This window comes from Nocardia asteroides (assembly GCA_019930625.1).
Lineage (GTDB): Bacteria > Actinomycetota > Actinomycetes > Mycobacteriales > Mycobacteriaceae > Nocardia > Nocardia sputi.
In genome coordinates, this window is sequence record CP082844.1 from 5,904,304 (window position 1) to 5,929,446 (window position 25,143).

Consider the following 25,143-nt stretch of genomic DNA (forward strand, 5'->3'; position numbering starts at 1 on the left):
GACAGATGTCAGCGCGGCCGCCATCCGACGGGTCTGCGGGAAAGTGTGGGACGTTCGACCTCCGCCTTCGAGTCGATGTCCTCCTCCAACGCCCTCCGCGAAGCCGCACGCTGAGAGTGCAACGACGGCAGCGAGCGAATGGGGAAACCGTGCTGGTAAACGAGGACTTGCGACTAGCGGACCGGATCGTACGCGTATTCGGTCGGCGTGCCGTGGTGGGCGCCGCGGTCGCCGTGGTGCGTGAGGGTCGAATGGAGTTCGCTGGGCACGGGATGGCCGACCTCGCGGCGAACCGTCCGGTCACCCAGGACACGATCTTCCGGATCGCGTCCATCACCAAAACATTCACCGCGATCGCGGTGATGCAGCTGTGGGAGCGCGGACTGATCGATCTCGATGCCCCGGCGAGCACGTATCTACGCGCTTATCGTCTGGTCCCCGCCGATTCGCGGTTCGGGCCGGTAACGGCGCGCCACCTGCTGACCCACACCTCGGGCATCGGTGAGACAGCCCATCCCAGGCGGGTACTGGACCCCGATTTCGGAGAGAGCGTTGCGCCGGGCGAACCCGTACCGCCGCTGAGCCGGTACTACCGGCGCGGCCTGCGTGTCCACGCCGAACCGGGCAGCCGATGGACCTACACCAACCATGGTTTCGCCACCCTCGGCCAGATCGTCGCCGACGTCACCGGCGTCCCATTCGCCGATTATCTGCGCGAGCGGCTCTTCTTGCCGCTGGGCATGCTCGACACGAGTCTCACTCCGCCCGCAGCCGCGGCGCGGCGGGCGGTCGGATACCGACTGCGCGCGCACGGGCCGCAAGAGATCACCCATCGCGAGATGATCACCGCCGCGGCGTCCTCGGCCTACTCCACTCCGCGCGATATCGGCCGCTATATCGCCGCACTGCTCGGCGGCGGTGGCAACGAATACGGATCCGTGATCGAATCCGCGACGCTGGCGATGATGTTCGCACCGCAGTACCAGCCCGATCCCCGGGTGCCGGGAATGGGCCTCGGATTCTTCCGCGGTCAAGCCGGAAACCATCGGGTGATCGAGCATCAGGGCATCCTGCCCGGTTTCAACTCCCAGATCTGGCTCGCCCCCGACGACGGACAGGCCGTCCTGGCCTTCGTCACCGGCGGTCATCGCGCCATGCTCTGGCTTCCGGCCGAATCCTCCGCCCTACTGCACGAGATCCTGGGTGTCGCGCAACCGGCGATCCGCGACGACGTCGCGCACCGACCGGAAATCTGGTCCGAGATCTGCGGCTTCTATCCACTGCCCGGAGCGCTCACCGATGTCCGCGCCCGATCGATGGTAGGAGCAGGCGCCGAAGTACGGATCAGCGGTGGCCGACCGGTGCTGCGGGTGCTGACCCCGATTCCCGCCCTGGTGCGCGGACTGCCTCTGCACCCCGACGATCCCGACGATCCCTTGGCCTTCCGCATCGATATGGGTCGGTGGGGCCTAGGCACCGGCAGAATTCTGTTCAGTCGAGAGTCCGGCACGGGGGCGATGAGGATGCACTTCGACCTGCATCCCATGACGCTGCGAAAGTCGAGAACCTTGCCGGCCCGGCGGGCGGAAAGGATGCCCAGATGACCGAGCCCGCGATTACGATCGCCGGCCTGACGAAATCGTTCGGTCCCGCGAAAGCGCTCGATGGACTGGATCTGACCGTAGGCACCGGTGAGATCCATGGGTTCCTGGGTCCGAACGGCTCGGGTAAGACGACGACGATTCGGATTCTGCTGGGACTGCTGCGTGCGGATTCCGGGACGGTGCGCATGCTCGGCGGTGATCCGTGGTCGGACGCAGTCGCACTGCACGCGCGATTGGCCTATGTGCCCGGTGAGGTCCTCCTCTGGCCCGGAATCACCGGCGGCGAGGTCATCGACTTGATGGGCCGTCTGCGCGGCGGGATCGACCGGCGCCGCCGCGCCGAATTGCTGGAGCGATTCGATCTCGATCCACACCAGAAGGCCCGTGCTTACTCGAAGGGCAACCGGCAGAAGGTCGCGCTCGTCGCGGCGTTGGCCTCGGACGCGGAGCTGCTGTTGCTCGACGAGCCGACCGTTGGCCTCGACCCCCTGAAAGAAGCCGAATTCCAGCGCTGCGTCGCGGAATGGAAGCACGAGGGCAGGACCGTCCTGCTGTCGAGTCACATTCTGGCCGAGGTGGAGGCACTGTGCGATCGGGTGAGCATCATCCGGTGCGGGCGCACCGTGGAAAGCGGCACCTTAGCCGAGCTGCGGCATCTGACCCGCACCACGATCACCGTCGAAACCATCCGGCCGCTGGCGGGGCTGGACGCGGTGGCGGGAGTGCACGACCTCGTCCGCGACGGCACTCGGGCCAGGTTCGATGTCGACACCGCCCACCTCGACGCCGTGACGCGCGTACTCGCTGATCTCGGCGTGCGCAGCCTCACCAGCACGCCACCCACACTCGAAGACATCTTCCTTCGGCACTACGGCGCCGCATCGGCCCCTTCAGGGGAGCAGAACCGGTGAGCACCGCCTTGATTTCGCGGCCGACGCTGCGGCAAGATTTCTCCGGGGCGGGCACGCTGCTGCGCTTCGCGCTGCGACGCGAGCGGTTCTCGCTGCCGTGCTGGCTGTTCGGCGCCGCCGCGCTGCTGGCGTTCCAGTCGGTCGGTAGTCAACGCTTCTACGACACGCCGCAGAAGCTCGCGCAGCTGCGCGAGACGATGAGTGCCAGTGCGGCCGCCGTCGCCATGGGAGGGCCGACGCAATTGCTGACGACCATCGGCGGCGAGATCGTTTTCGAGATACTCGCGTACCTGGCGGTCGTGGTCGCGTTGATGAATATGTTTCTGGTCGGCAGGCACACTCGCTCGGACGAGGAGACCGGGCGCGCGGAACTGCTCCGCTCGGCGCGGGTAGGGCGCCGGGCACCCACCGTCGCCGCGCTGACACTGGCGGGGCTGGCCGATACCGCCGTCGTGCTGGTGCTTTTCGTCGCCGCGGTCGGTACCGGGCTGCCGACGGGTGGCTCCCTGCTGCTGGGAGCAGTCACCGGGGGCGTGGGTGTCACGTTCGCCGCCGTCACCGCGGTCGCCGCGCAGATCTTCGAGAATCCGCGCAGCGTCTACGGGGCGGTCGGGCTTGCTCTGGCGGCCGCCTATGTAGCGCGCGCGATCGGCGATGTGGGCAACGGAGCCGCCTCCTGGGCATCGCCCATCGGATGGGCCCAGCGCAGCTACCCGTACGCCGGCGACCACTGGTGGACGGTGCTGCTGTTCGCCGCCGCCACCTTCGCTCTGACCGCTTCGGCCTTCGCTCTGCTGGATCGACGCGACTTCGGCGCCGGACTGCTCCCCTACGGCACGGGGCGCGCGACCGCGTCCTGGGCGCTGGGCTCGCCGCTCGGCCTTGCCTGGCGGTTGCAGCGCGGTTCGCTGGCCGGGTGGGCCGTGGCCGTTTTCGCGTTAGGCGCCGCGTACGGCTCGTTCGCCGACAGTATCGCGGATTATCTCGACGACAATCCCGAGATCGCCGCCTACCTTCCCGGCGGCGCGGCCGACGCGGTGAACTCGTATCTGTCCCTGACGGTGTCGATCGTCGCGCTGCTCACCGCCGCGTTCGGCGTCGCCAGTGTGCTGCGCGCGCGTGGGGAGGAAACCGCGGGACGCGCCGAGCCGCTGCTGGCGGCTCCGGTCAGCCGGTATCGCTGGCTGGCGAGCCATCTCGCCATCGCTGTGGGGGGCGGCGCGTTCGTGCTGACTGTCGGTGGTTTCGGCATCGGTCTGGCGTACGGGTTGACGATCTCCGATTCAGGACAGGCACTGCGTATGACCGGTGTGGCGCTGGTGTATCTACCGGCGGTCTGGTCGGTGATCGCGGTTGCGGTGCTCGGCCTCGGCTGGGCTCCGAGAGCGGCTGTAGCGGTGGCGTGGGCCGCCTTCGCCTACTGCGCCGTGGCGCTGCTCTTCGCGGCCGCATTCGATCTGCCCGACTGGTTCGACGACGCCTCGCCGTTCACCCACATTCCGAAGGTGCCGCTGCATACCGTCACCGCCACGCCCATACTCGTGATCATCCTGACCGCACTGGCCGGGCTGATACTCGCTGCCGCCGGTTTTCGCCGCCGCGACGTCGGGTATTGACCAGGACTCCGTCCACTGGCGAACACGTTGTCGCTCGTCGCGCGAGTACTCGGCGAGGCCCGAAGCGGAATGAGGACTGCCGATGATTCGGGCGTCTGCCTGGTTGGTCGGTGGGCGATCAGCCGTAGCACCACGCCATGCCGGAGGCGCGCGGTGCAGGCGGGGCGACGAGAATCAATTACCGATTCGCCCGGCTAGTCGTGCTCGGCCAGGGCCGGCTAGTTCGTCGGTGATGCCGCGGCGACCGGCCATTGTCATCAACAGCGCTTCACCGGTACCGGAGACCAGTGTTCCTTTCCCGGTGGACCAGTCGAGGTCGGTGGCCTCCAGTCGTAGCCCGCGGATGCGCCACGGAACGCCGAGGCGGGGGTTGGTGCGTATCGCTGTCAGTACCCGGTGCAGGCGCTGCGGTGGGATTTGGCGGGGATGCCGAGTCCGCGGCGGATGTCCTGGTGGTGGATGGTGCCGTCGACGAGTCCGATCATGCCTCCGAAACCGGCGGTCAGCCCTCGTGGCCGCAGGCGTGTGGTGAACAGTTCGAGCAGCTGATCGGGCGTGTGGGAGGCGAATTCGTCGACGCCGACCTGGTTGGCCCACAGCAGTCGGCCCTTGACGAACCGCCTGACCAGCCCGGCGGTGCTGAGGTCGTCGTAGCTGATCATGTGGGCGACCACGTCCTTGACCTGCCACCGCTCACACAGCGTCGGCATCTGCCACTGCTGCGGGGTCAACCCGGTCAGCAGCGCCGCGAGATCCCTGCGTTCGGCCTCGGCCATATCCATATCGTTCATCTCGGCCTGCCTGCCCTCGGGTCGGTCGTACCGGGTGCGGCCGGTCATGCTCGCGCACCGGCGATGTCGGCGAACCGCGCGAGCACCGTGCTCCAACCACCGCCGCGTTCGACGATGGTGTCGCGCATGGCCTTACCTTCGATGAGCCGGTCCAGGTGGCGGTGTTCGAGGGTGAGCGCGGTCTGCTCCGGTGATTCGGCGGTGAAGCGGAACTCGATCTCGCTGGCGCGAGCGGGGTCCGGGTCGTATTGCCAATGGCCGTTGATCTGCCAGGTCACCACGATCCGGTGCGGCGGTTCCCATACCAGCACGCGCCCCCAATCGCATTCCGAACCGTCCACCCCGCGTTCGAACCAACGCCCGCCCACCCGGGGTTCGAGGATCGCCTCGGCCATGTCGGCTTCCCCGATGTGATAGGCCGTCGGCCACCAGTCGCCGAACGACTCGGTGAAGAAGGCGAACGCCTTCTCCAGCGGCAAGCGCACGTTCGCCGTGCCGTGCAGCGCGGCGAAGGGCATGGGTGTGGTCATCGAGGAGGCTCCTGTTCGGTGGTGTCTGTGGCCGCTGCGTCGGCGGCTTTTTGGAAAGCGGCCAGTGACTCGTCCCAGATCCGCTGGAAATACGCCTGGATTCCGGCCAGGCCGTCGGGGTTGATCCGGTAGATCCGCCGGGTCCCCTCCGCCCTGGCCACGACCAGGCCGCCGTCGCGCAGCACCCGCAGATGCTGCGAGACCGCCTGGCGGGTGATCGGCAACGACTCGGCCAGCTCACCCACCGACGCCGGGTGCCGTGCTACCCGCTCGAAGATCTCTCGCCGCATCGGGTCACCCAGAATCCCCAGGTCCACATCTCTGAAAGAGTTCACTTTCGTAAGTGTGCACTTTCATATACTGGTGCGCAAGCCTTCGCGGCGGCGATGACGCCCATCAGCGATCCGACCTCGTGCGGATGCGGTCGATCCGACGGTATCGACGTGGCAGTGTCGGTGGTGGGTCGGCCGGTGATCACATGTGGCGTTTCGGCGCTGCCCACGCTGGTTGCCGTTCTATGACGGGGCCGGTGTCGCTATGACGGCTGCGACGAGCGCGGTGACCGCCTTCTCGATGTCGTCAGGGGTGGTCCACCGGCCAAGCGACAGCCGTAGCGCGCTCAACTCCCGCGCGGTGTCGAGTCCCATTGCCTCGAGTACCGGGGATGGGGCGTGGGTGCCGCTGTGGCAGGCCGAGCCGGTGGAGGCGGCGATGTCTGGTGCGGCAGTGAGGATCTCGTGGCCGCGCGTGCCGTCGACGCTGACGTTGAGGGTGTTGGGCAGCCGGTGGTCGGGATGACCGTTGAGATGCACCCGCCCCGGTAGTGCCGTGCCGAGCTGCTGGTGTAGCTGGTCACGCAGCCGCGCGATGCGGGCCGGGACGTTGCGGGCGAGGTCGTCGGCGGCGAGGTCGTCGGCCGCACCGAATGCGGCTGTCAATGCGACGCTCTCGGTGCCGGCGCGCAGGCCGTGTTCCTGGCCCCCGCAGTAGACGACGGGTTCGAGTTCGACGCCGGTGCGTACGTAGAGGGCACCGATGCCCTTGGGCGCGTACATCTTGTGCCCGACCACCGTGAGCAGGTCCGCGCCGAGGGCGGCGACGTCGACGGCGATTTTGCCCGCGGCCTGGGCGGCATCGCAATGGAACAGCGCGCCGTGGTGGTGGGCAAGGGCAGCCAGTTCCCGGATCGGTTGCAGCACACCGGTTTCGTTGTTGGCAGCCATGACCGAAACCAGCGTCGCCCCGCTGTCGCGCAGGGCGGCGGCCAGCGTGGCGGGGTCCAGGCGGCCATCAGCACCGACCGGCAGCACCGTGACCCGCACGCCGTGCAGCCGGGCCAGGGCCTGGCAGGTCTGCAGCACCGCGGGATGTTCGGTGGCCTGGGTGATGATGTGGGCACCGGGCGTGCGCACCATGGCTCCGCGCAAGGCGAGCAGATTCGCTTCCGATCCCGAGCCGGTGAACACGATCTCCGGGGGCAGGGCACCGATCAGGACGGCGAGCTGCGCTCGGGCCGTGACGAGCGCGGCGGCCGGGTCGGCACCGTAGGCATGGCTGCTGGAGGGGTTGCCGAAGCAGGTGGTGAGGTAGGGCAGCATCGCGGCGACGACGCGCGGATCGACCGGCGTGGTGGCGTTGTAGTCCAGATACACCGGCCCATCGGCGGGACCGGGCCGGTCGGGGACGGGTGTGGTCATGCCGGAGAGGCGGCTTCGATGGGCAGTCGGGCCAAGCGCCATTCGAGCATGCCGTCGTGCAGGCGGATCGCCCGACGGCCGCGGTCGGTGAGTAGCCGCACCGCGTCGTAGGCCAGCACACAGTACTCGCCGCGGCAGTACACCACGATCTCGGTGCCGCCGGGCAGCTCCCCGATGCGCTCGGCCAGCTGCTCGACCGGGATGCTCACCGCCCCGGGGATGTGGCCGGCCTCGTATTCGGGCACCGGCCGCACATCCAGCACGATCACCTCACCGGCCGCAGCGCGGGTGAGCAACTGCTCGCGGTTCATCTCCATACCGCCGTCGGGGCGCAGGTAGTTGTCGCGGGCGGGGGCCACGGCGGCCTGGTGGGTTTCGGCGACCTTGCGCAGCAGCGCGAACAGCTGCGCTACGTCGTCCCCGGCCAGCCGATAGTGGATCCGCACCCCCTCGCGGCGAGTGGCGACGAATCCGGCCTGCTTGAGCGTCTGCAGATGCGCAGACGCGGTCGTCAGGTTCAGCCCTGCCGCGGTGGCGAGTGCTTCCACGGTGCGCTCGCCTTGGGCCAGCAGGTCCAGCAGTTCCAGGCGCTTGCCGCTGCCCAGGGCCTTGCCGCTGGCTGCGAACGCCTCGTATAGAGCTGCCTTGGCGGCGGGCTTGTCACTCATTCACATACTCCAATCATCCGTGGAATAGCGTATCCCTCCCTCCGTGGCGTGCCATGCGGCGCTCCGCGCCGCCCAGCCTGGGAAGAGCCTCGACAGTCCGCCTCCTGCGGGCTTGCTCTTCCAAGGAAACATGGAATAGTCTACTCGCAATATTCCATGGTTTATTGGAATAGTGGTCTTGCCTGCGGGCCAGCGACAGGAGTTCTGCGATGCCGACCGATTTCACGCTTGTTCCCATCATCGATGAGGGGCTGGGCAACTCGACCTACCTGCTGGATCTGGGTGATGGCCGGGCGCTGGTGCTCGACCCGGAACGCGACCTGCGCCAAGTGCGCTCCGAAGCGCAGCAGCGCGGTCTGCGGATCGCGTTCGCTGTCGAAACCCACCTGCACGCCGACTTCATCTCCGGGGCGCGCGAACTCGCCGATATCGACGGCGCGACCGTCCTGGCACCCGAGGTGGGGCCACGCGGATTCGAGGTGACCGCTCTCGGCGACGGCGACACCATCGCCATCGGCGCGTTCACCCTGCACGCGTGGTTCACCCCGGGCCATTCCCCCGAGCACCTGTCCTACCTGCTGCATGAGGAGGACAAGCTGCTGGGAGTGTTCACCGGCGGATCGTTGATGGTCGGCACCGCCGGGCGCACCGACCTGGTCAGCCCCGAGCAGACGATCCCGCTGGCGCGGGACCAATATCGTTCGTTGCAGCGGCTGATGACCCTGCCCGAGGACACCCCGGTGTGGCCGACGCACGGTGCGGGGTCGTTCTGCTCGTCCTCACTTGGGGGTGAGCGGGTCAGCACCATCGGCAAAGAGCGCGCGACCAACCCGCTGCTGCGGGCCGACGGTGAGGACGCCTTCGTCGAGGCCCTGCTGGGCTCGATGGGCAGCTTCCCCGACTATTTCCTGCGGCTGGGCGAGATCAACCACAAGGGCCCGGCCGTGCTCGGCTCCACCCCGGAACTGGAGCCGCTGACCGCCGACGAGGTCACCGATTTGATCGCCGAGGGTGCCCAGGTCGTCGACGTGCGTCACCAGGCCGACTTCGCCGCCGAGCACATCCCCGGCGCACTGGCCATCACCCTGCGCCCGGTGTTCGCCACCTGGCTGGGCTGGCTGGCCGATACGAACCGGCCGATCGTCATCGTCCGCGACACCACACAGAATCCCGACGACATCGTCTGGGAAGCAGCCAAAGTCGGCTTCGACACCCTCGCCGGAGAATTGCACGGTGGCATGAACGCCTGGACCGGGCCGGTCGAAAGCACCGCGGCGCAGCTGCTCGCCGCCGATCAGTTGACCGCGCACCCGTCGGCGGCGGTGCTGGATATCCGCCAGCACGGCGAGTACGCCGCCGGGCACGTCCCTGGTGCCCGCAACATTGAACTCGCTTCGCTCGCTGAGCATCTGGTCGATGTCCCGGCCGGGCCGGTGGTGGTGATGTGCGGCCACGGTGAGCGCGCCATGACCGCCGCCAGTCTCCTCGAACGCCACGGCCGCACCGATATCCGGGTGCTCGACGGCGGCCCCGGCGACTATGCCCGCGCCCTCGGCCAGGATCTGCAGGCCGGATCATGAGCCTGCGCGCCGGTGTGCGCCCCCCGGTATTGGGGTTGCGGGAGAACGCAGCCCAGTTCACGCTTCTGGTCGCGGTCAACGCGCTGGTCGGTGGAATGGTCGGCCAGCAGCAGACCGTGCTGCCGTTGTTGGCCGAATCCGAATTCGGGCTCACCGGCTACACCTTCATCTTCACCTACGTCGCCGCGTTCGGGATCACCAAAGCCATCGCCAACTATTTCGCCGGCACCTTCTCCGACCGCTACGGCCGCAAACCGGTCCTGCTGGTGGGCTGGCTGTTCGCAGCCCCGGTGCCGCTGATGCTCATCACCGCCCCGAACTGGTGGTGGGTCGTGGCGGCCAACGTGCTACTGGGCATCAACCAGGGCCTGACCTGGTCGACCACCGTCGTCATGAAAATCGACCTCGTCGGGCCCACCCGCCGCGGACTGGCCATGGGGCTGAACGAAGCCGCCGGCTACGGCGCCGTCGCGATCAGCTCCCTGCTCGCGGGCTACCTCGCCGAACACTACGGACTACGTCCGGCACCATTCCTGCTCGGGCTGGCCTACACCGCCCTGGCGTTGCTGCTGTCCGGGGTCTTCATCCGAGAAACCCGAGGCCACGCCCACCTGGAAGCAGGCCAGCACGCCCCCCGCGCCGACGGCCTGCACGACCACCTGCACGCCGAGCTCACCGACCGGCAAATCGCCGTCCAGACCAGCCTCAGAGAACCCGCCTTGTCCTCGGCCAGCCTCGCCGGACTGGTCAACAACCTCAACTTCGGCCTGTCCTGGGGACTGTTCCCGCTGCTGTTCGCCGCCTCCGAGCTGTCCGTCGGCCAGATCGGGCTGCTGTTCGCCCTCTACCCAGGGGTCTGGGGCGCCGGACAACTGGTCACCGGGGCACTGTCGGACCGCATCGGCCGCAAACACCTCATCACCACCGGTATGGCGACCCAAGCCGCCGCCCTCGCACTGATCGCCGCCTCCCACGGATTCGCAGGCTGGGCGGTCGGCACCATCCTGCTCGGAGCGGGCACCGCCATGGTCTATCCCACCCTGCTCGCGGTGATCGGCGATGTCGCCCACCCCGTCTGGCGCGGCCGCGCCGTCGGCGTCTACCGCGTCTGGCGCGACCTCGGCTACGCCGTCGGCGCCATCCTCGGCGGCATCGTCGCCGACCTGATGGGCCTGCACGCCGCGGTCTGGGCCGCCGCCGCAGTCAGCGCAGCCACCGCCGTGGCCGTTGGCATACGCATGTACGAAACCCACCGACCACCCGCCGAATCGGCACCGCCCGAGCGCCGGTCAGAACAGGATGTCGCGAACGAAGAAGGAGCGATAACCGCTGCGCCCGAACCAGCTGAGGGGTGACGGCGATCGGTGTCACCGTCATCATCTATGCACCGCCGCCGTCCTGACTGATCAACCCACAGTGGCACTGGCGTGAGTTGGCGGGACTGTCTGATCTATCTCCGATCGGCCCCTCCCCGAGGGAACCACCGGCGACCGGGACGTGGTCCGGAAACGCGGTTCGGAGCGTGGTCGTCGTCGTGTCCAGGGCGCCACTGGTCCGGCGGGATGGCGACGCGAACGGCATCGATGTGCGCGCCGCAGCCGGTCCAGGTGGTCTTGCCACAGACACGGCACATGATGGAGGAGCACATCAGCGCTGTTCCTCGGCGTCTGCGAGGGTGGGCGGGCCCTGGTATGGGCGCTGTAGCGCGGCAAATCCGGGAGTGGTGGCCGCGATGATAACGGCAGCCAGCAGCTCGGCGGCGTGTCCGGGCTGGGGTGGCTCGGTCAAGACCGGACCGCTGAAGACGTGACCGTCGACGCTGATGATGGGGCTGCCGCTCCGCCCACCGAGCGCTGTTTGGCTGGCGTGATGGGTGTGGGCGACAGCGGCGTCGTAACGGGTGTCGTCGAGGGCTTCGATCAGCTGGCGATCAAAACCGGTCGCGGTTAGCGCGGCAGCCATCGCGGCGTCGGCGTGGCTGCCGCCCGCATGCCACCGCTGACCCAACTCGAGGTAGAGCGGTGTGAACGCGGTCCGGCCGTATCGCTGCACGGCGGCGGCGAACACTCGGCCGAGCCGACGTGATCGGACGATCATCGGGGCGTGGTCGGCATCGACGTCGTGATCGCCGTTGAGCACGGCCAGGCTCATCTGCCGCAAGGTCACCGCATGCTCGTCGGGGGCACTGTCGAGCAGCCACTGCGCCGCCACCCAAGCGAATGGGCATACAGGATCCACATACAGATCGATATCGGCCACTGAAATCCTCCTGTCACCGCCAGATACCCGGGCGGGTATATTGCTCATATCGTCAATATACCCCCGGGGGTATCGTATGTCGAAGCGTCACAGGATCGGCCGGATATACCCCCACCGGTATCATGACGGAGGTACCGAAGAAAGAAGGAGCAACCATGGTCGGCGACGAAACAGCTATCACCGAAACACTCAACAGGCTGCGGCGCGCGCATGGTCAGCTCGCCGGCGTCATCGCCATGATCGAGCAGGGTCGCGACTGCAAAGACGTTGTCACCCAACTCGCCGCGGTTTCCCGGGCACTCGACCGCGCCGGATTCAAGATTGTCGCGACCGGACTGCGCGAATGCCTCACCGGCCGAGCCTCCGACGGCCAGAAGCCGATGACCGTCGAGGAGCTGGAGAAGCTGTTCCTAGCTCTGGCCTGACTCGCAATCGTCCCCTCACGAAAGGACCGAACCATGAATCTGGGACTGTCCACCACTCTGCACACCAGCTTCGACGACGCCGTCGACCGGACCAGGGCCGCGCTGAACGAGCAAGGATTCGGCGTCCTCACCGAGATCGACGTCCGGGCCACCCTGAAAGCCAAGCTCGACGAGAACATGGAGGACTACCTCATCCTCGGCGCCTGCAATCCACCCTTGGCCCACGAAGCGGTCGAGATCGACCGGCAGATCGGACTCCTGCTGCCCTGCAACGTCGTCGTGCGCCAGAACCCCGGCTCCGATTCCGAGGTCATCGTCGAAGCAATGAATCCGCAACTCATGGTTCAGGTGACGAACGAACCGGCACTGCAACCCGTAGCCACCCGAGCAGCCGCCAAGCTGCAGGCCGCCATCGACTCCCTGAGCACCGCGAATTCCGTGTGACATACCCAGCGGGCGTAGTCCATCGGGTGCGAGTCAGCGGGAACCTGTGACGGTGAAAATGTCCGTCACCGGCCGCCGAGGAGTAGGCGGAATCGTGTCCGCGTCGTCGGGCGCGATGCCGACGCGAATCAGCACCTGTGGGGCGGCCGGGCGAGGGACGAGTCCGTTGAGCACCCCGCGGGTGGTCGGCAATTCGGTGATGTGGGTCAGCGCGCAGGTCGCCAGTCCCGCGGCGGTGCATTCGAGCAGGACGGCCGATAATGCCTCTCCGGTACGCAGCCACTGGGTCACCGAGTCCCCTTCGCTGCTGAGCACCACCAGCCGCGCGTGATCATCGAGTCGGGCGCGTCGCTTCGAATGTGGGGCTGGAGGGAACGCGCGTCCGACTCCGACCCGAGCGTTTTCGGCGTCGGAGACCAGCGCGGAGGCAGGTACGCCCTCGGGGGTATCCGAATGTCCTGCCCACCATTCCAATTCGGTTTGGTATAGCAAGTCGTGGCGGCGCAGAGCCCCGGCCTGCTCGGAGGCGGTGGCCAGCCGAGGGCGTGCGTTGTCATCCAGGACGGTGAGTTCCACCTCGTGCGGTGAGGTGAGCATCCGCAGTCGGGGGAGGATATCGGCGAAGCCCTCCGGTTCGGTCATCGGTAGCCGGTCGGTGCGCCGCCGGTCGATGGCGAGCGCTCGGGTGTGGATACCCTCGGGTGGGTCCGGCCACGGCCGGAATTCGACTACCGCGAGGTGGTCGGGTCGCTGCCGGTCGGGTACCCGCATCGTGTCGGTGTGCCAGCCCTGGTCGGCGAAAGCGGTCCGCGCGTGGTGCAGCATGGCCCCGCAGCTGATCACCAGTTGGCGCCCGTGCGGGTCGGTCGAAGGCAGTACCCGGTCGGCGTCGGTGTAGAGGTGTAGGCGTGTGCCGTCGAACACCCACCGCCACGGCTGGGTATTGTGCACCGAAGGGGCGCGGGTGGCCAGCCCCAACGCGGCCAGGATCGTCCGATGATCGGGCACCGAAATGGCGGGTGCATCGTCGTTCGCGGTCATTCCTCGAGTGTTCTCGGTACGCGAAACTGCGGATACGGGCCATGCGTCCGCAGCGTGGGGCCTTTTGTCATCTTGGATGGCCGGTGATCCCGTCCATGCCTCTCCACGCGCTGTGTGATACCCCGCAGCATCTTCCGCTCCATCACCGGACTGCCAGGTTCCATCACGAGGACGGTGAAGACGCGCGTGCTGGGACCAGCGAGGGCACTGGTCCCTGCGGGATCGGATGGAGCGTGGGGTATGGACGAATTCAGTCGGGCTTGCGGGCGGATTCAGGCATTTCGAGGACCTCGCTGAGCGGGCGGCGTGAAGTCGCCGGGGCGTTCGGCGCCGATTCGGGCGCGATACCAACGCGGATCAAGACCTGGGGGAGCCCGGAGTGTCCGGTCAACTCGCGGACCACGGCACGGCTGCTCGGCACCTCGGTCAGGTGGGTCAACGGACAGGTCGCTAACCCGGCGAGTGTGCACTCCAGCAACACCGTGGACAGCACCTCACCGCAGTGCACCAGGTCCTCGGGTGTGTCGCGGTCAGTGGACAGGACGAGGATCACCGAATGGTCCTCGGTGATCTCGCCGCGCCGGTCGCCGGTGGTGGTCGGAAACTTGCGGCCCACGCTCACTCGCTGCCGTTCCTCCTGGGAGATCAGCGCGTCGCTGGGCACTCCCGCGTCGGCGATCGTGTGCCCGGTCCACCATTGCAGTTCGGCGTGGTAGCCGGCGTCGTAGCGGCGCAGTGCCGCGCTCATCTCCGAGGCGCGGGCGAGGCTGGGGCGGCTCTCGTCACCCAGCACGTCGAGTGTTGCGTCGAAGGGATCGAAGGTCGATCGTAGGACCTCTTCGAAGTCGGGCCATCCGGTGGGCGCTTGGAACGGCAGCCGGTCGGTGTGCCGCCGGAGGATGGCGTCGGCGCGAGCACGCTCGGCTTCGGTGACGATCCGAGCTGGTTCGAAGGTGATGTTGGCCAAGTGCTCGCGGCGGTTGGGATCGGGGAAGCGGGCGACATGGACTCGCCAGCCCGCCGCGGCCATCGCGGCGCGCAGATGGTCCAGAGCGATACCGCAGCTGATCAGCATCTGTCTGCCGGATGTGTCCGTCGCCGGAAGCATGCGTTCGGGCGCCGCGAACAGGCGCAGGGTGTGGCCGTCGAAGCTCCAGTGCCAGGGTTGGCTGTTGTGCAGCGACGGCGCCCGGCCGGCGAGCAAAACGGCCTTCTCGATGGTTTCTCCGGACGGTAGCTGGTTCATACCGTCACGGTAGGGATCCAGAGGCGATGTCCGGAGGAGTCGTAGGTCCCGAATCCCACCGCAGGTGGTCCCCTGTCGGCCGAGTCTCCCGGGACGTCGGCCCCTAGACGGGAGGCATCGGTCCGTTCAGGCTGTATGTGTGGGAAAAGGTGCCACGGCGGTACCGCCGATCGACGCGCGCCGACACGACGCGGTGATCTTCGATATGGACGGGGTGGTCACCGATAGCGCGTCGATACATGCCGCGGCGTGGACGGAATTGTTCGATTCCTTCCTGAACCAACGCCCCGCGGGTGCCGGGCAGGACCGCTCACCGTTCACCGAGGACGACTATCTACGATACGTGGACGGCAAACCGCGTTATCGGGGCGTTGCGGATTTTCTGGCCGCACGAGGGGTCGCACTGCCTTGGGGGAGACCGTCCGATTCGGACAGTGCTGAGACGGTATGCGGGCTGGGCAACCGAAAGGATCACCTTTTCCTGGAGCGAGTCGCGCGCGAGGGGGTAAAGGTATTCGAATCGACCGTCACGCTGGTGCGGCGGCTCGGCGAGGCGGGCATCCGTACGGGGGTGTTCTCAGCCAGCCGTCACTGTGCGGAGGTGCTCACGGCTGCCGGTGTCGCCGACTTGTTCACCGTGCGGGTGGACGGTATCGATGCCGAGAGGCTGGGCTTGCCGGGTAAGCCCGATCCGTCGATGCTGCTCGAGGCAGCCCGGCGGCTGGGTGCCGAACCGGATCGAACGGTGGTCGTGGAGGACGCCGAGGCGGGGGTGGCGGCCGGACGTAGCGGTGGGTTCGCACTGATCATCGGAGTCGACCGGCACGCGGGCACCGATCGTCTGCTGGCGCAGGGGGCGGACATCGTTGTAGGCGACCTGGAGCAGGTGCGGTTGTGTGGCGGCTTCCGGCGAATCTCGGAGCTACCCGACGCCATGGAGTGCTGGTCGCGCATCGTGGATCTGCTCGGCACCGAAAAGCGGGCTGTCCTACTGGATTTCGATGGCACGGTGGCCGAGATCGTCGCCGATCCCGCCGACGCCGAACCTATCGACGGCGTGGCGACAGTGCTGACAACGCTTGCTATCCGATGCCCGGTCGCGGTCATCAGCGGACGCGATCTGACCGATCTGCGCGACCGCGTCGGTGTCGATGGCATCTGGTATGCGGGTAGCCACGGCTTCGAACTGATGGCCCCGGACGGTACCCGGCACGTCCACGACGCCGTGCCGGGAGCCGAGCGTGCACTCGCCGAGGCCGCGCGCGAACTAGGGCAGAGGTTGGACGACATCGCGGGAGTGCTGGTCGAGCACAAGCGCTTCGCGGTCGCGGTTCATCATCGCAATGTCGCGGTAGAGGATGTCGGACGGGTGGTTGCCGCGGTACACCAGGCCGGACATGCGGCTGGCTTACGTGTCACGCACGGCCGTCGCGTCACCGAATTGCGACCGGATGTCGACTGGGACAAGGGCACCGCGCTGCGGTGGATTCTCGACCATCTAACCGCCCCGGTACTGCCGATCTATCTCGGGGACGATCTGACCGACGAAGACGCCTTCGATGCCGTCGAAGCCGACGGCGTCGCCATCGTGGTGCGTGCCGAAGAGTCCGGCGACAGGCACACCGCTGCCCGCTTCTCGGTCGCCGGGCCACGGCAGGTTCACGCTTTCCTCGAGCGGCTGGCGGAATTGTCGCGCACCGAATCGGGTGCCATCGTGCCGGAGTCGTGGATGCTCATCTTCGATGGGTACGACCCCGCCCAGGAGAAGCTTCGCGAGGCGTTGTGCACTGTCGGAAACGGCTACTTCGCCACCCGCGGTGCGGCGCCGGAAAGCGTGGCGGGGGCGGTCCATTATCCGGGTACTTATGTCGCCGGGGTGTACAACCGGCTCTCCGACGAGATCGCCGGGCACGTCATCGACAACGAGAGCCTGGTGAATCTGCCGAACTGGCTTCCGGTGACCTTCCAGATCGGCGGCGGAGAGTGGTTCGACGTCGATGCCGCCGAACTGGTTTCCTACCAGCAGCAATTGGATCTGCGCTGCGGCGAACTCGTGCGGCTGTTCCGTTTCCGCGACGTCTCGGGGCGGATCACTACGATGTCGCAACGCCGTTTCATCGCCATGCACCGCCCGCACCTGGGCGCGTTGGAAGCGACGATCACCGCCGAGAATTGGTCGGGTACTCTGCGACTCCGGTCGGCGATCGACGGAAGGGTGCGCAATCACCTGGTGGAGCGCTACAGCGCCCTGTCGGGCACGCACCTCACCGCCGAGCACGCGACAGCCCTGTCCGACGATTCGGTGCTGCTCGCGGTGCGGACCAACACCTCCGGCAGATCAGTGGCTATCGCGACGCGCAGCACCCTGCGGCGCGGCCGGGAACCGGTCGACCCGCCGCGGGAGTTGATCGATCGAGATGGTCTGATCGGCCACGAGTGCGCCGTCGACATCACAGCCGGAGGGTCGGTGACCCTGGAGAAGATTGTCGCCGTGTTCACCGGACGTGACAACGCGGCAGCGGGTCCAGAGGAAGAGGCCGCCCGCACGATCGCAGTCGCCGGCGGGTACGCGGATCTGTTCGAAGGTCATGCCGTGGCGTGGGAGCATCTGTGGGCGCGGCTGCGCATCGACCTGGATGGAGCGCAGGACGCGACGCGGCTCGTGCGCCTGCACCTATTGCATCTGACGCAGACACTGTCGCCGAATACCACGGATCTCGATGTGGGTGTACCCGCGCGCGGCTTGCACGGTGAGGCCTATCGCGGGCACGTGTTCTGGGACGAGCTGTTCGTCTTCCCGGTGCTGAATCCGCGTTTCCCCACCTTGACCCGAGCACTGCTGCGGTACCGCTATCGACGGTTGCCCGAGGCGCGCCGGGCGGCCGCGGCAGTGGGACTGGCCGGGGCGATGTTTCCGTGGCAGTCCGGCAGCGACGGCCGTGAAGAGAGCCAGAAAATGCACCTGAATCCGCTGTCGGGACGGTGGAAGCCCGATCCCAGCCGCCGTGCGCACCACATCGGGGTCGCCATCGCCTACAACGTCTGGCAGTACTACCAGGCTACCGGCGACCTCGAGTTCCTCGTCGAAGGCGGCGCGGAACTGCTGGTGGATATCGCCCGTTTCTGGTCGAGCCTGGCCGGCTACGACGCCGAGCGCGACCGCTACACCATCCGTGGCGTCATCGGTCCCGACGAGTTCCATTCCGGTTACCCGGACGCGCCTGACGCCGGGATCGACAACAACGCGTACACCAATGTGATGGCGGCCTGGGTGATTCGGCGTGCGATCGACACGCTGGATCTGCTGGCCCCGCGCGAACGAACGGAATTGCTGGAGACGCTGTCGGTGCGGCCGTCGGACACGGAGCACTGGCGAGATGTGGCCCGGCGAATGTATGTCCCGTTCCACGACGGAGTCATCAGCCAGTTCGAGGGCTACGAGCGACTGGCCGAACTCGATTGGGACCGCTACCGCAGCCGTTACGGCAACATTCAGCGGCTGGACCGGATACTCGAGGCCGAAGGCGACGACGTCAACCGTTATCGGGCCGCCAAACAGGCCGATGTGCTGATGCTGTTCTATCTGCTGTCGGCCGACGAACTCCGGGAATTGCTCGGTCACCTCGGCTACGAGCTGCCCGGCGAGATGATCCCGCGGACCATCGACTACTACCTGTCACGCACCTCGCACGGCTCCACGCTCAGCGCGCTGGTGCATTCGTGGGTGCTGGCGCGGGCCAACCGTGATCGTGCCGTGGAGTTCTTCGACCTCGTGCTCGGCTCCGACGTAGCCGACATCCAGGGTGGCACCACCGCGGAGGGAATTCACATCGCCGCGATGGCCGGCAGCGTCGATCTGCTGCAACGCTGCTTCACCGGCATGGAACTGCGCCACGACCGCCTTGTGTTCTGCCCTTACTGGCCGGAAACTCTGGGCGCGCTGTCGTTTCCGATGATCTATCGCGGCCACCGGCTGACCGTACGGGTCAGCGGGCAGGGCATCGAGATCAGCTCGGATCCTGGCGCGTCGGCGCCGATCGAGATCACCTGCCGGGAGCAAACCGCCCGCCCGAAGCCGGGGGAGACGATCCGGCTGGCGAACTCGATACCCTAGATCCGCGGGCTGGACCGTTGGTGCGCAGCGGTGCGAGTCAGTTTGCCGACCTTGCGATGATCACCGGCGCTTTCGCACCGTGTAGCACCGCTTGACTGACCGAACCGAGGGTCATGCCGGCGAAGCCGCCGCGCCCGTGACTGCCGACGACGATCAGCTGCGCGTTCTCGCCCTCGCCGAGCAGTCGCTTGGCGGAGCGATCTTCGACCACGATCCGCCGCACCCGTACCTCTGGATACTTCTCGCCGTAGCCAGCCAAGCTCTGCGACACCAGTTCCTCGGCTTCGTTCTGCATTTCCGCGCGCGAGATGTATCGGAAGAACTCCGACCAGGTGTGTACCGCGACCAGCTCGGCGCCGCGGTGGGCGGCCTCGTCGAAGGCGACCTCGACGGCACGGGCACTGCACGACGAGCCGTCGACGCCGACCACCACCGGGCCTTCCGCGTGCTCGAAGTCGGCGGGGATCACCGCGACCGGGCATGCGGCGTGCCGGGCCAGCGCCGTGCTCACCGAGCCGAGGATGCTGCGGCTGAAGGCGCCAAGCCCGTGGGTGCCGACGACGAGCAGCCGCGCGGACTTGGATCGGTCGCGCAGCACCGGGATCGGCGGCGCCTCGACGAGATCGGCGGTGATGTCGAGCTCGCCGATCGAGGAGGCCGCCGCCACGGCGTTCTTGCGCGCGATCTCCAGAGCCGTCCGTCCCTCCTGCCGGTAGCTGTCATAGTCGATTTGGGGAATGGCGATGCCGGGACCGTAGTCGATCGGCGTGCTGATCGCGTAGACGATGTTCAGCGGTGCGCGTCGGCGGGCCGCGTCGGCGGCAGCCCAGCGGACCGCGGCCAGTGAGGTCGCAGAGCCGTCGGAACCGACGAGAATCGGCGGATTGATGCTGCTGGACATGTGATTTTCGCTTTCTTCTAAGCCCCGTGGGCGACCATGACCGGGCAATGGGCATGTTGGACAGGGAAAATGCTGGTAGACCCGAGCAACAGGCCGCGGAACCCGCCGCGGCCCCGGCTACCGACCACGAGCAATTGCGCGGACTTCGACCACGCGGTGAGCAGAGTGCGTGGCCGGGCGATGGAGCCCTTGTGAGTGACCCGGACCTCGGGATATTTCTCCTGCCAACCGGCGAGTTGCTCGGGTGAGCGTGCGTTGTGCGGCGGTCTCCAGCTCCCGGACCGGAAGGAGTTCGATGGTGCCGGCTTCCGAATGCAGCGTGAAGCCGCGGCATGTACCGCGACGAGCGAACTGCCACGAATGTCGGCCTCGATGAACGCCGCGCCCGCCGCGGCTTCGGCGGCGGGGCTACCGTCGAAGCCGACGACGACGGGTCCGTCGGCGCGGGTGCGTTGCTCGCTTCCGGTGTCGTGGACGACCACGATGTCGCCGTGGCCGTGGGCGGTCACCGCCAACACCGTCGAGCCCAGGTGGGCGCGCCTGCCGCCGTGTCCGACGCCGAGCGTCACCAGGTGCGCGGAGGCCGATCGTTCGATGAGCACGGTGGCCGGATGAGCGGGCGACAGTTCGGGGTCGACGCGCAGTTCGGGGTCGACGCGGCGGGCCGGCCGCGCTGCGCGAACCAATCGGGCGGCGCCTTCTTCCCGCAGTTTCTGGGCGACCGCGGGCAACACCAGGTCGTACAGGCCGAAAACAGCCTGGGTAGCAGCCAGGTCGAGGCCGTGCACGATCAGAAGCCTGCGTCCGCGCTGGGCGGCCGTCTCGGCGGCCAACCGCACGGCCAGATCGGAGGCTTCGGAACCGTCGATCCGACGACTACGGCAGCGGATGCCAGGTGGTGCGGGCTGTCGAGGAGACTGGCGGACATACGTGGTGCCCCTTCGAAAGTCGATGCTTGCGTACTCGAAGAGTAGGGACCGGTGAGCGTGCACACGGCTGGCGTTGGTCCCGAATGCTGAGGTCCTTCGGCAGCATGCCGGTTGGCCCCCTCGGACGGCATGGCTGGACGCGGCGACATCTCCGGGATCCCCGGGCGGTTCGTCGCCGACGATCTCGGCTGCGACCGGAACAGGCCGCTATGAGCATCCGGCGGACGGACATGGGGCCACTGGCGCACCGAGCGCAATGCGGCCGGTCATGCGACGGCGGCAGCTTCTTCCAAGTCCGCGACGACCACTTTCCGATGGGCATCCATACTTTTCCGAGCACGTATCCGCGTCGGTGCGCCGTCAGGTGTGGTGCACGATTCGGTCGAGTTCGGTGTGAGCAATCCGGCCCGCCCACACCCGGGCGCGGTCCAGCTCGCCCGGTATGAGCGGGCCGGTCGTATCGTCGACAAGAAAATCCACGGGCTGATCGGCGAGGGAGTAGCCCAATCGGCACAGTCGTTTCCCGATACCGCGTGCGGCCGAGCCCGGCAGCCAGGGTGGTTTGGCCACTTTGGTGCCGAAGGCCAACGCGCGGTGGCCCGGCGATACGGGCAGTGCGTCCGCGAGCCATTCCCGTACGCCGATGTCGGTCGCGATCGGTTCATCGGTGAGCTTGGCGGCGTCGCGGCGCGTCTGGGAGCGGCTGAGCCCGAAGGCGTGGGTGGGGCCGCCGACCACGAGCAGGTTCAGCGTCGGCCCACACACTTCTGCCGCCGCCACCACATTCACGACTTCGACCTCGGCATGCTCACGCAATCCCTGTGCGATGGCCTCGGCGATCGCCGCGGTATTGCCGAACATCGATTCGTAGATAATTCGCGCGCGCATGACGAATCTCTCCTCTGCGCCGTGCCGGGTAAGGATTCCGACGGTAGGGCGGCAGAGAGCGGCCGGAACAGAGTCGAACCGACCCTTGCCATGGGACCTTCGCCCTGTGCTGGGGGTGCCTCTCGTTTGCGAGTCCCATTCCGGCCGACTTTCTGGCATTGGGTAGACGATGCTGGAACTCCCGGGATTGGGGCAGTTCAAGGGCTACCAGCGGCCGTGGCTGCGGGCGGATCTGCTCGCGGGTGTCACCGTGACCGCCTACCTCGTCCCGCAAGTCATGGCCTATGCGACCACCGCGGGGCTGCCGCCTGTGGCCGGCCTGTGGGCGGCCGCCACGGCGACCGCGTGGAGGCGAACACCGAACTGGCTGCCCTCGGCGCGACCAACCTCACGGCCGGGCTGCTGCACGGATTCCCGGTGAGCTGTTCGGGCAGCAGGACCACCATCGCCGACGCCATGGGCGCTCGCACCCAGCTGTATTCACTCGTCACACTCGCCGGTGTGCTGGCCGTGCTTCCGGGGGCACGCGGCATCCTCGCGGCTTTTCCGTCCGCGGCGTTGGGTGCGCTGGTCGTCTACGCGGCGCTGCGGCGAGGATCGCCCGCACCCACGACGCGATCCTGGGCTTCGTCTCCGGGGTGGTGGGAATGCACGACATCGATGACTATCCCACCGCGAAACCCGTTTCAGGGCTGGTGATCTACCGATACGACGTGCCATTGTGTTTCGCCAATGCGGAGGATTTCCGCCGCCGAGCGCTGGCGGCGGTGGGTTCGAGCGCCGAACGCGGGGAAACGCTGGTGCGCTGGTTTCGTGCTCAACGCCGAGGACAACGTGGAGGTCGACTTGACCGCATTGGACGCCGTGGAACAACTCAGGGCCGAACTATCGGGCAAGGGGATCGTCTTCGCCATGGCGCGGGTCGAACATGACCTGCGCGAAGCCCTGGACGCTTCCGGCCTGACATCGAGAATCGGCGAGCGGCACCTGTATCCGACACTATCGACCGCGGTGGCAGCCTTCTGCGAGGACCGGAACACGGGGTCCGACGGCCCCTCGGGTGGATGACCTTTGTCTCTGCCGATGCCTCGTTCGACGCGCGATCCTCGAAGCTGACGGCACCCGTCGTCGGAAGAGGTGAAACGGCGATGTCCGAAAGCGTGATCATTCCGCTGGACGGATGGTGGACTCGACTGCTCCGTTTGTGGTCGCTACAACCGTGTAGTTCGAACGAGCTGATGCGCACGTCCGACCGCATCGAATCAGCGATCCGCGTGATCGCCACGATCGCGGTGCTGATCGCGGTGCCTGTCGCGGGCGCCCTCGCTACGGACGCGTATGCCGACACCTCCGCCGAAATCCGCAGCGAAGGCACGACGAAATCCCTGGTTCACGCCGTGATCACCGACCAGCCCGTCCGAACCGCGGCGCATCGTTACGAAGCCCGAGCGCGATGGGACGAGTCCGGCCATACGGGCGATGCCGTCGTGCCGGTCCGGGAGAAGACCCAGCTGGGCGATCGTGTCGAGCTGTGGCTCGACGCCGGGGGCACTCCCACCGCGCGACCACGCCACCCGGACACCGCCGTCGTGGCCGGGATCGGCGTGGGTGTTTCCGTCCTGGTGGGCGTCTGGCTGTGCGGATGGTGCCTGGCGAACGGTGTCGCCCTGGTGTTGGCGCGGCAGCGTAGCGCGCGATGGGACCGCGAGTGGCGACAGATGTGTCGTCCGGCAAGAGAGGAAAGGCAATGATGTACTGGTACGGGAGCGGGCCACAGTGGTGGATGTTCGTTATCATGATCTTGTTCGTCGTCCCGCTGTGGATCGCGGTGGCGATCGCGCTCGTAGCCGTGCGCAGACCTGAGCGCGCGCAGGCACCCCGATTCAGCGGCCCGGCGCGCTTGTCACCGGAAGCGCTGCTCGCCGAACGGTTCGCCAGCGGCGATCTCGACGAATCCGGATACCTGCGACGCCTCGCGGTGCTGCATCCCGCTCCCGCGACCCCGGCCGAAGACACCGACCCGCGTACGCGGCAGTGAATGCAGTCTGGAAGGAAGTTGGCATGTCCACCGAAAAGGCTTCGCGCCTCGCACCACCGAACTCGTCGATCCTGGCCGCGGTGGACGGATCGGCCTGTTCGTATCAAGCGGTAGCGTGGGCGGCCGCCGAAGCAGCCCTGCATCGTTGCGCGCTGCACATCATCACCTCCATGGCTATACCCACCGGTTTCGGGCCGGGCATCTCGATGGGGGAGGCCGACCTGGAGTGGATGCGCAGGGACGGCGAACGCATCCTCACCGAGGCTGCGCGGGTGGCGCGCACAGCTTCGCCGGGCGACGAGCCCGCGATCACCACCGAGGTGAGCTTCGAACTGGTCATCCCGCTACTCATCGAGCGTTCCGCGCAGGCGCGGATGCTTGTGGTCGGTAGCCGCGGGCTCGGCGCGTTCCAGCGGGGCCTGCTCGGTTCGGTGAGTACCGCGACCACCCACCACGCGCACTGCCCGGTCGCGGTGATCCACGGAATCTCGGCGATCGACGCCGTGTCAGCCCGTCAGCCGGTGCTCGTCGGCGTCGACGGCACCGCCAACAGCGTGCCCGCCGTCGAGCTCGCGTTCGAGGAGGCGTCGCGGCGGAAAGTGGACCTGGTGGCGCTGCACGCATGGAGCGACACGAGCGGTCTGGACGTGCCGGCCCGAGGATGGGACGGCGCCCGCGAATCGGCGGAGGCGGTGCTGGCCGAGAATCTCGCGGGCTGGAGCGAACGCTATCCGGATGTCGCCGTGCGGCGCGTCGTCACCGCGGATCGACCGGCACGGTCCCTGCTGGAAGAGTCGGCGAATACGCAACTGGTGGTAGTGGGCACGCACGGTCGAGGCGGATTCGTGAGCACGGTGCTGGGGTCGACCAGCAATGCGCTGCTGCACTCGATAGACGTGCCGATGATCGTCGTCCGTTCGAGGTGACGGCGGGACCGACCATCGCCGACCCATGTCACATCCGGCGCCGCGAGAAGCACTGACCTGATTACCTCCGGAGCCGATTCGTCGGCTCGGCCCTGCGCAATTCCGTGATGACGGTTTCGACCGCGTGTGGAACGGCGGCGGCGACCGGCTCCGACAAGCCGACACCCAGATCGAGGCATGCCGCGTCCACGGCGATGACGACGATCCGGCCGGGGACACGGCCGAGTGCGCGGCCCAGGGGTAGCGCGTCCTGGATTCCCAGTGTGTGGGAGGACGACGCGGTGCCGGCCTGCTGGAGCAGATCGAAGTCGCTGCGGCGGACCCGGCCGGGAATCGATGGCTCGCAGCGCACCGCGTCGATCACCACGGCAAGGTCCATACCGGCCCAGATATCGACAACGGTGGTGGGTTCACCGTCTGACAGGGAGACCAGAACTCCCGGAATGCCGAGTTGTTCGATCTGGAGGGCGACGGCCGAACCGACTCCGTCGTCACTGCGGTAGTCGTTTCCGACGCCGATGACCACGGCCCAGGG

At 67.5% G+C, this 25,143-nt stretch carries 22 protein-coding genes and 2 pseudogenes; 12 read left to right on the forward strand and 12 right to left on the reverse strand.

The window, feature by feature from the left end; genetic code table 11:
• The first annotated feature begins 5 nt into the window (after positions 1 to 5).
• The 3 genes from K8O92_26750 to K8O92_26760 are packed head-to-tail and all read left to right on the forward strand — an operon-like array spanning position 6 to position 4,131.
• Entirely contained in the window at positions 6 to 1,604 is a 1,599-nt protein-coding gene (locus K8O92_26750) for a beta-lactamase family protein (GenBank protein ID UAK31368.1), read from the forward strand.
• Positions 1,601 to 2,515 carry an ABC transporter ATP-binding protein gene (locus tag K8O92_26755; protein ID UAK31369.1) on the forward strand — a complete coding sequence of 305 codons (915 nt, stop codon included), beginning with the start codon at positions 1,601 to 1,603 and terminating at the stop codon, positions 2,513 to 2,515. The genes K8O92_26750 and K8O92_26755 overlap by 4 nt, the downstream gene beginning before the upstream one ends.
• An 8-nt stretch (positions 2,516 to 2,523) precedes the next feature.
• Positions 2,524 to 4,131 carry an ABC transporter permease gene (locus tag K8O92_26760; protein UAK35966.1) on the forward strand — a complete coding sequence of 536 codons (1,608 nt, stop codon included), beginning with the start codon at positions 2,524 to 2,526 and terminating at the stop codon, positions 4,129 to 4,131.
• 174 nt (positions 4,132 to 4,305) lie between these two features.
• On the opposite strand, the pseudogene K8O92_26765 reads toward K8O92_26760, so the two are convergent.
• From K8O92_26765 to K8O92_26785, 5 genes and pseudogenes are all read right to left on the reverse strand, one after another.
• Positions 4,306 to 4,922, reverse strand: a pseudogene (locus tag K8O92_26765) (maleylpyruvate isomerase family mycothiol-dependent enzyme).
• A 44-nt stretch (positions 4,923 to 4,966) separates the two neighbouring features.
• Positions 4,967 to 5,440 carry an SRPBCC family protein gene (locus tag K8O92_26770; protein UAK35967.1) on the reverse strand — a complete coding sequence of 158 codons (474 nt, stop codon included), beginning with the start codon at positions 5,438 to 5,440 and terminating at the stop codon, positions 4,967 to 4,969.
• Positions 5,441 to 5,448: 8 nt separating this feature from the next.
• Positions 5,449 to 5,787, reverse strand: a complete 339-nt coding sequence (locus tag K8O92_26775; GenBank protein ID UAK31370.1) for a metalloregulator ArsR/SmtB family transcription factor — start codon at positions 5,785 to 5,787, stop codon at positions 5,449 to 5,451.
• A gap of 180 nt (positions 5,788 to 5,967) precedes the next feature.
• Entirely contained in the window at positions 5,968 to 7,149 is a 1,182-nt protein-coding gene (locus K8O92_26780; GenBank protein ID UAK31371.1) for a cysteine desulfurase, read from the reverse strand.
• Positions 7,146 to 7,817 (reverse strand): metalloregulator ArsR/SmtB family transcription factor, encoded by a 672-nt coding sequence (locus K8O92_26785; GenBank protein UAK31372.1) that lies wholly within the window; start codon positions 7,815 to 7,817, stop codon positions 7,146 to 7,148. Before K8O92_26785 ends, K8O92_26780 begins: the two co-directional genes overlap by 4 nt.
• A gap of 209 nt (positions 7,818 to 8,026) precedes the next feature.
• Between K8O92_26785 and K8O92_26790 the strand changes: the two genes are divergently transcribed.
• A complete protein-coding gene (locus K8O92_26790) occupies positions 8,027 to 9,397 on the forward strand; it encodes an MBL fold metallo-hydrolase (GenBank protein UAK31373.1) in 1,371 nt (456 codons plus the stop codon).
• Positions 9,394 to 10,752: an MFS transporter gene (locus tag K8O92_26795; protein ID UAK31374.1), complete on the forward strand. Its 1,359-nt coding sequence runs from the start codon at positions 9,394 to 9,396 to the stop codon at positions 10,750 to 10,752. Before K8O92_26790 ends, K8O92_26795 begins: the two co-directional genes overlap by 4 nt.
• 292 nt (positions 10,753 to 11,044) lie before the next feature.
• On the opposite strand, the gene K8O92_26800 is transcribed toward K8O92_26795, so the two are convergent.
• Entirely contained in the window at positions 11,045 to 11,656 is a 612-nt protein-coding gene (locus tag K8O92_26800; GenBank protein ID UAK31375.1) for a disulfide bond formation protein DsbA, read from the reverse strand.
• Between the two features lie 155 nt (positions 11,657 to 11,811).
• On the opposite strand from K8O92_26800, the gene K8O92_26805 reads away from it, so the two are divergent.
• Together K8O92_26805 and K8O92_26810 are read left to right on the forward strand one after the other, a co-directional pair.
• A complete protein-coding gene (locus K8O92_26805) occupies positions 11,812 to 12,081 on the forward strand; it encodes a metal-sensitive transcriptional regulator (GenBank protein UAK31376.1) in 270 nt (89 codons plus the stop codon).
• A 33-nt stretch (positions 12,082 to 12,114) separates the two neighbouring features.
• The gene (locus K8O92_26810) at positions 12,115 to 12,525 is read left to right on the forward strand and encodes a DUF302 domain-containing protein (protein ID UAK31377.1); all 411 of its coding nucleotides are present in this window, start codon (positions 12,115 to 12,117) and stop codon (positions 12,523 to 12,525) included.
• Between the two features lie 33 nt (positions 12,526 to 12,558).
• Here the strand turns inward: K8O92_26810 and K8O92_26815 are convergent, their stop codons facing one another.
• Entirely contained in the window at positions 12,559 to 13,566 is a 1,008-nt protein-coding gene (locus K8O92_26815) for a hypothetical protein (GenBank protein UAK31378.1), read from the reverse strand.
• Between the two features lie 250 nt (positions 13,567 to 13,816).
• Positions 13,817 to 14,812, reverse strand: coding sequence for a nitroreductase family protein (locus K8O92_26820; GenBank protein ID UAK31379.1), 996 nt, complete (start codon positions 14,810 to 14,812; stop codon positions 13,817 to 13,819).
• Positions 14,813 to 15,017: 205 nt separating this feature from the next.
• On the opposite strand from K8O92_26820, the gene otsB reads away from it, so the two are divergent.
• Positions 15,018 to 18,926, forward strand: coding sequence for a trehalose-phosphatase (gene otsB, locus K8O92_26825; protein ID UAK35968.1), 3,909 nt, complete (start codon positions 15,018 to 15,020; stop codon positions 18,924 to 18,926).
• Between the two features lie 37 nt (positions 18,927 to 18,963).
• Here otsB and K8O92_26830 read toward each other — a convergent pair whose 3' ends face one another.
• The 3 genes from K8O92_26830 to K8O92_26840 form a co-directional block, all read right to left on the reverse strand.
• Positions 18,964 to 19,827, reverse strand: coding sequence for a universal stress protein (locus K8O92_26830; protein UAK31380.1), 864 nt, complete (start codon positions 19,825 to 19,827; stop codon positions 18,964 to 18,966).
• Between the two features lie 17 nt (positions 19,828 to 19,844).
• Entirely contained in the window at positions 19,845 to 20,717 is an 873-nt protein-coding gene (locus tag K8O92_26835) for a universal stress protein (protein UAK35969.1), read from the reverse strand.
• Positions 20,718 to 21,116: 399 nt separating this feature from the next.
• Positions 21,117 to 21,644: a flavodoxin domain-containing protein gene (locus K8O92_26840; protein ID UAK31381.1), complete on the reverse strand. Its 528-nt coding sequence runs from the start codon at positions 21,642 to 21,644 to the stop codon at positions 21,117 to 21,119.
• Between K8O92_26840 and K8O92_26845 the strand changes: the two are divergent.
• The 4 genes and pseudogenes from K8O92_26845 (at position 21,561) to K8O92_26860 (ending at position 24,608) form a co-directional block, all read left to right on the forward strand.
• Positions 21,561 to 22,712: pseudogene (locus K8O92_26845) on the forward strand (STAS domain-containing protein). The gene K8O92_26840 and the pseudogene K8O92_26845 sit on opposite strands and share 84 nt — an antisense overlap.
• A gap of 80 nt (positions 22,713 to 22,792) precedes the next feature.
• Positions 22,793 to 23,395: a hypothetical protein gene (locus tag K8O92_26850; GenBank protein UAK31382.1), complete on the forward strand. Its 603-nt coding sequence runs from the start codon at positions 22,793 to 22,795 to the stop codon at positions 23,393 to 23,395.
• A 44-nt stretch (positions 23,396 to 23,439) separates the two neighbouring features.
• A complete protein-coding gene (locus K8O92_26855) occupies positions 23,440 to 23,682 on the forward strand; it encodes a hypothetical protein (protein ID UAK31383.1) in 243 nt (80 codons plus the stop codon).
• Between the two features lie 23 nt (positions 23,683 to 23,705).
• The gene (locus tag K8O92_26860; protein ID UAK31384.1) at positions 23,706 to 24,608 is read left to right on the forward strand and encodes a universal stress protein; all 903 of its coding nucleotides are present in this window, start codon (positions 23,706 to 23,708) and stop codon (positions 24,606 to 24,608) included.
• A gap of 61 nt (positions 24,609 to 24,669) precedes the next feature.
• Here K8O92_26860 and K8O92_26865 read toward each other — a convergent pair whose 3' ends face one another.
• Positions 24,670 to 25,134 (reverse strand): hydrogenase maturation protease, encoded by a 465-nt coding sequence (locus K8O92_26865; GenBank protein ID UAK35970.1) that lies wholly within the window; start codon positions 25,132 to 25,134, stop codon positions 24,670 to 24,672.
• Between the last annotated feature and the right edge of the window lie 9 nt (positions 25,135 to 25,143).

What these genes read in the sequence shown, in the direction of transcription:
- K8O92_26755 (UAK31369.1), top strand. Translation starts at nt 1,601, where the DNA reads ATGACCGAGCCCGCGATTACGATCGCCGGCCTGACGAAATCGTTCGGT.
- K8O92_26840 (UAK31381.1), bottom strand. Translation starts at nt 21,644, where the DNA reads ATGCGCGCGCGAATTATCTACGAATCGATGTTCGGCAATACCGCGGCG.
- K8O92_26750 (UAK31368.1), top strand. Translation starts at nt 6, where the DNA reads ATGTCAGCGCGGCCGCCATCCGACGGGTCTGCGGGAAAGTGTGGGACG.
- K8O92_26855 (UAK31383.1), top strand. Translation starts at nt 23,440, where the DNA reads ATGATCTTGTTCGTCGTCCCGCTGTGGATCGCGGTGGCGATCGCGCTC.
- K8O92_26770 (UAK35967.1), bottom strand. Translation starts at nt 5,440, where the DNA reads ATGCCCTTCGCCGCGCTGCACGGCACGGCGAACGTGCGCTTGCCGCTG.
- K8O92_26815 (UAK31378.1), bottom strand. Translation starts at nt 13,566, where the DNA reads ATGACCGCGAACGACGATGCACCCGCCATTTCGGTGCCCGATCATCGG.
- K8O92_26785 (UAK31372.1), bottom strand. Translation starts at nt 7,817, where the DNA reads ATGAGTGACAAGCCCGCCGCCAAGGCAGCTCTATACGAGGCGTTCGCA.
- K8O92_26820 (UAK31379.1), bottom strand. Translation starts at nt 14,812, where the DNA reads ATGAACCAGCTACCGTCCGGAGAAACCATCGAGAAGGCCGTTTTGCTC.
- K8O92_26860 (UAK31384.1), top strand. Translation starts at nt 23,706, where the DNA reads ATGTCCACCGAAAAGGCTTCGCGCCTCGCACCACCGAACTCGTCGATC.
- K8O92_26805 (UAK31376.1), top strand. Translation starts at nt 11,812, where the DNA reads ATGGTCGGCGACGAAACAGCTATCACCGAAACACTCAACAGGCTGCGG.
- K8O92_26780 (UAK31371.1), bottom strand. Translation starts at nt 7,149, where the DNA reads ATGACCACACCCGTCCCCGACCGGCCCGGTCCCGCCGATGGGCCGGTG.
- K8O92_26810 (UAK31377.1), top strand. Translation starts at nt 12,115, where the DNA reads ATGAATCTGGGACTGTCCACCACTCTGCACACCAGCTTCGACGACGCC.
- K8O92_26850 (UAK31382.1), top strand. Translation starts at nt 22,793, where the DNA reads ATGTCCGAAAGCGTGATCATTCCGCTGGACGGATGGTGGACTCGACTG.
- K8O92_26795 (UAK31374.1), top strand. Translation starts at nt 9,394, where the DNA reads ATGAGCCTGCGCGCCGGTGTGCGCCCCCCGGTATTGGGGTTGCGGGAG.
- otsB (UAK35968.1), top strand. Translation starts at nt 15,018, where the DNA reads ATGGACGGGGTGGTCACCGATAGCGCGTCGATACATGCCGCGGCGTGG.
- K8O92_26830 (UAK31380.1), bottom strand. Translation starts at nt 19,827, where the DNA reads ATGTCCAGCAGCATCAATCCGCCGATTCTCGTCGGTTCCGACGGCTCT.
- K8O92_26790 (UAK31373.1), top strand. Translation starts at nt 8,027, where the DNA reads ATGCCGACCGATTTCACGCTTGTTCCCATCATCGATGAGGGGCTGGGC.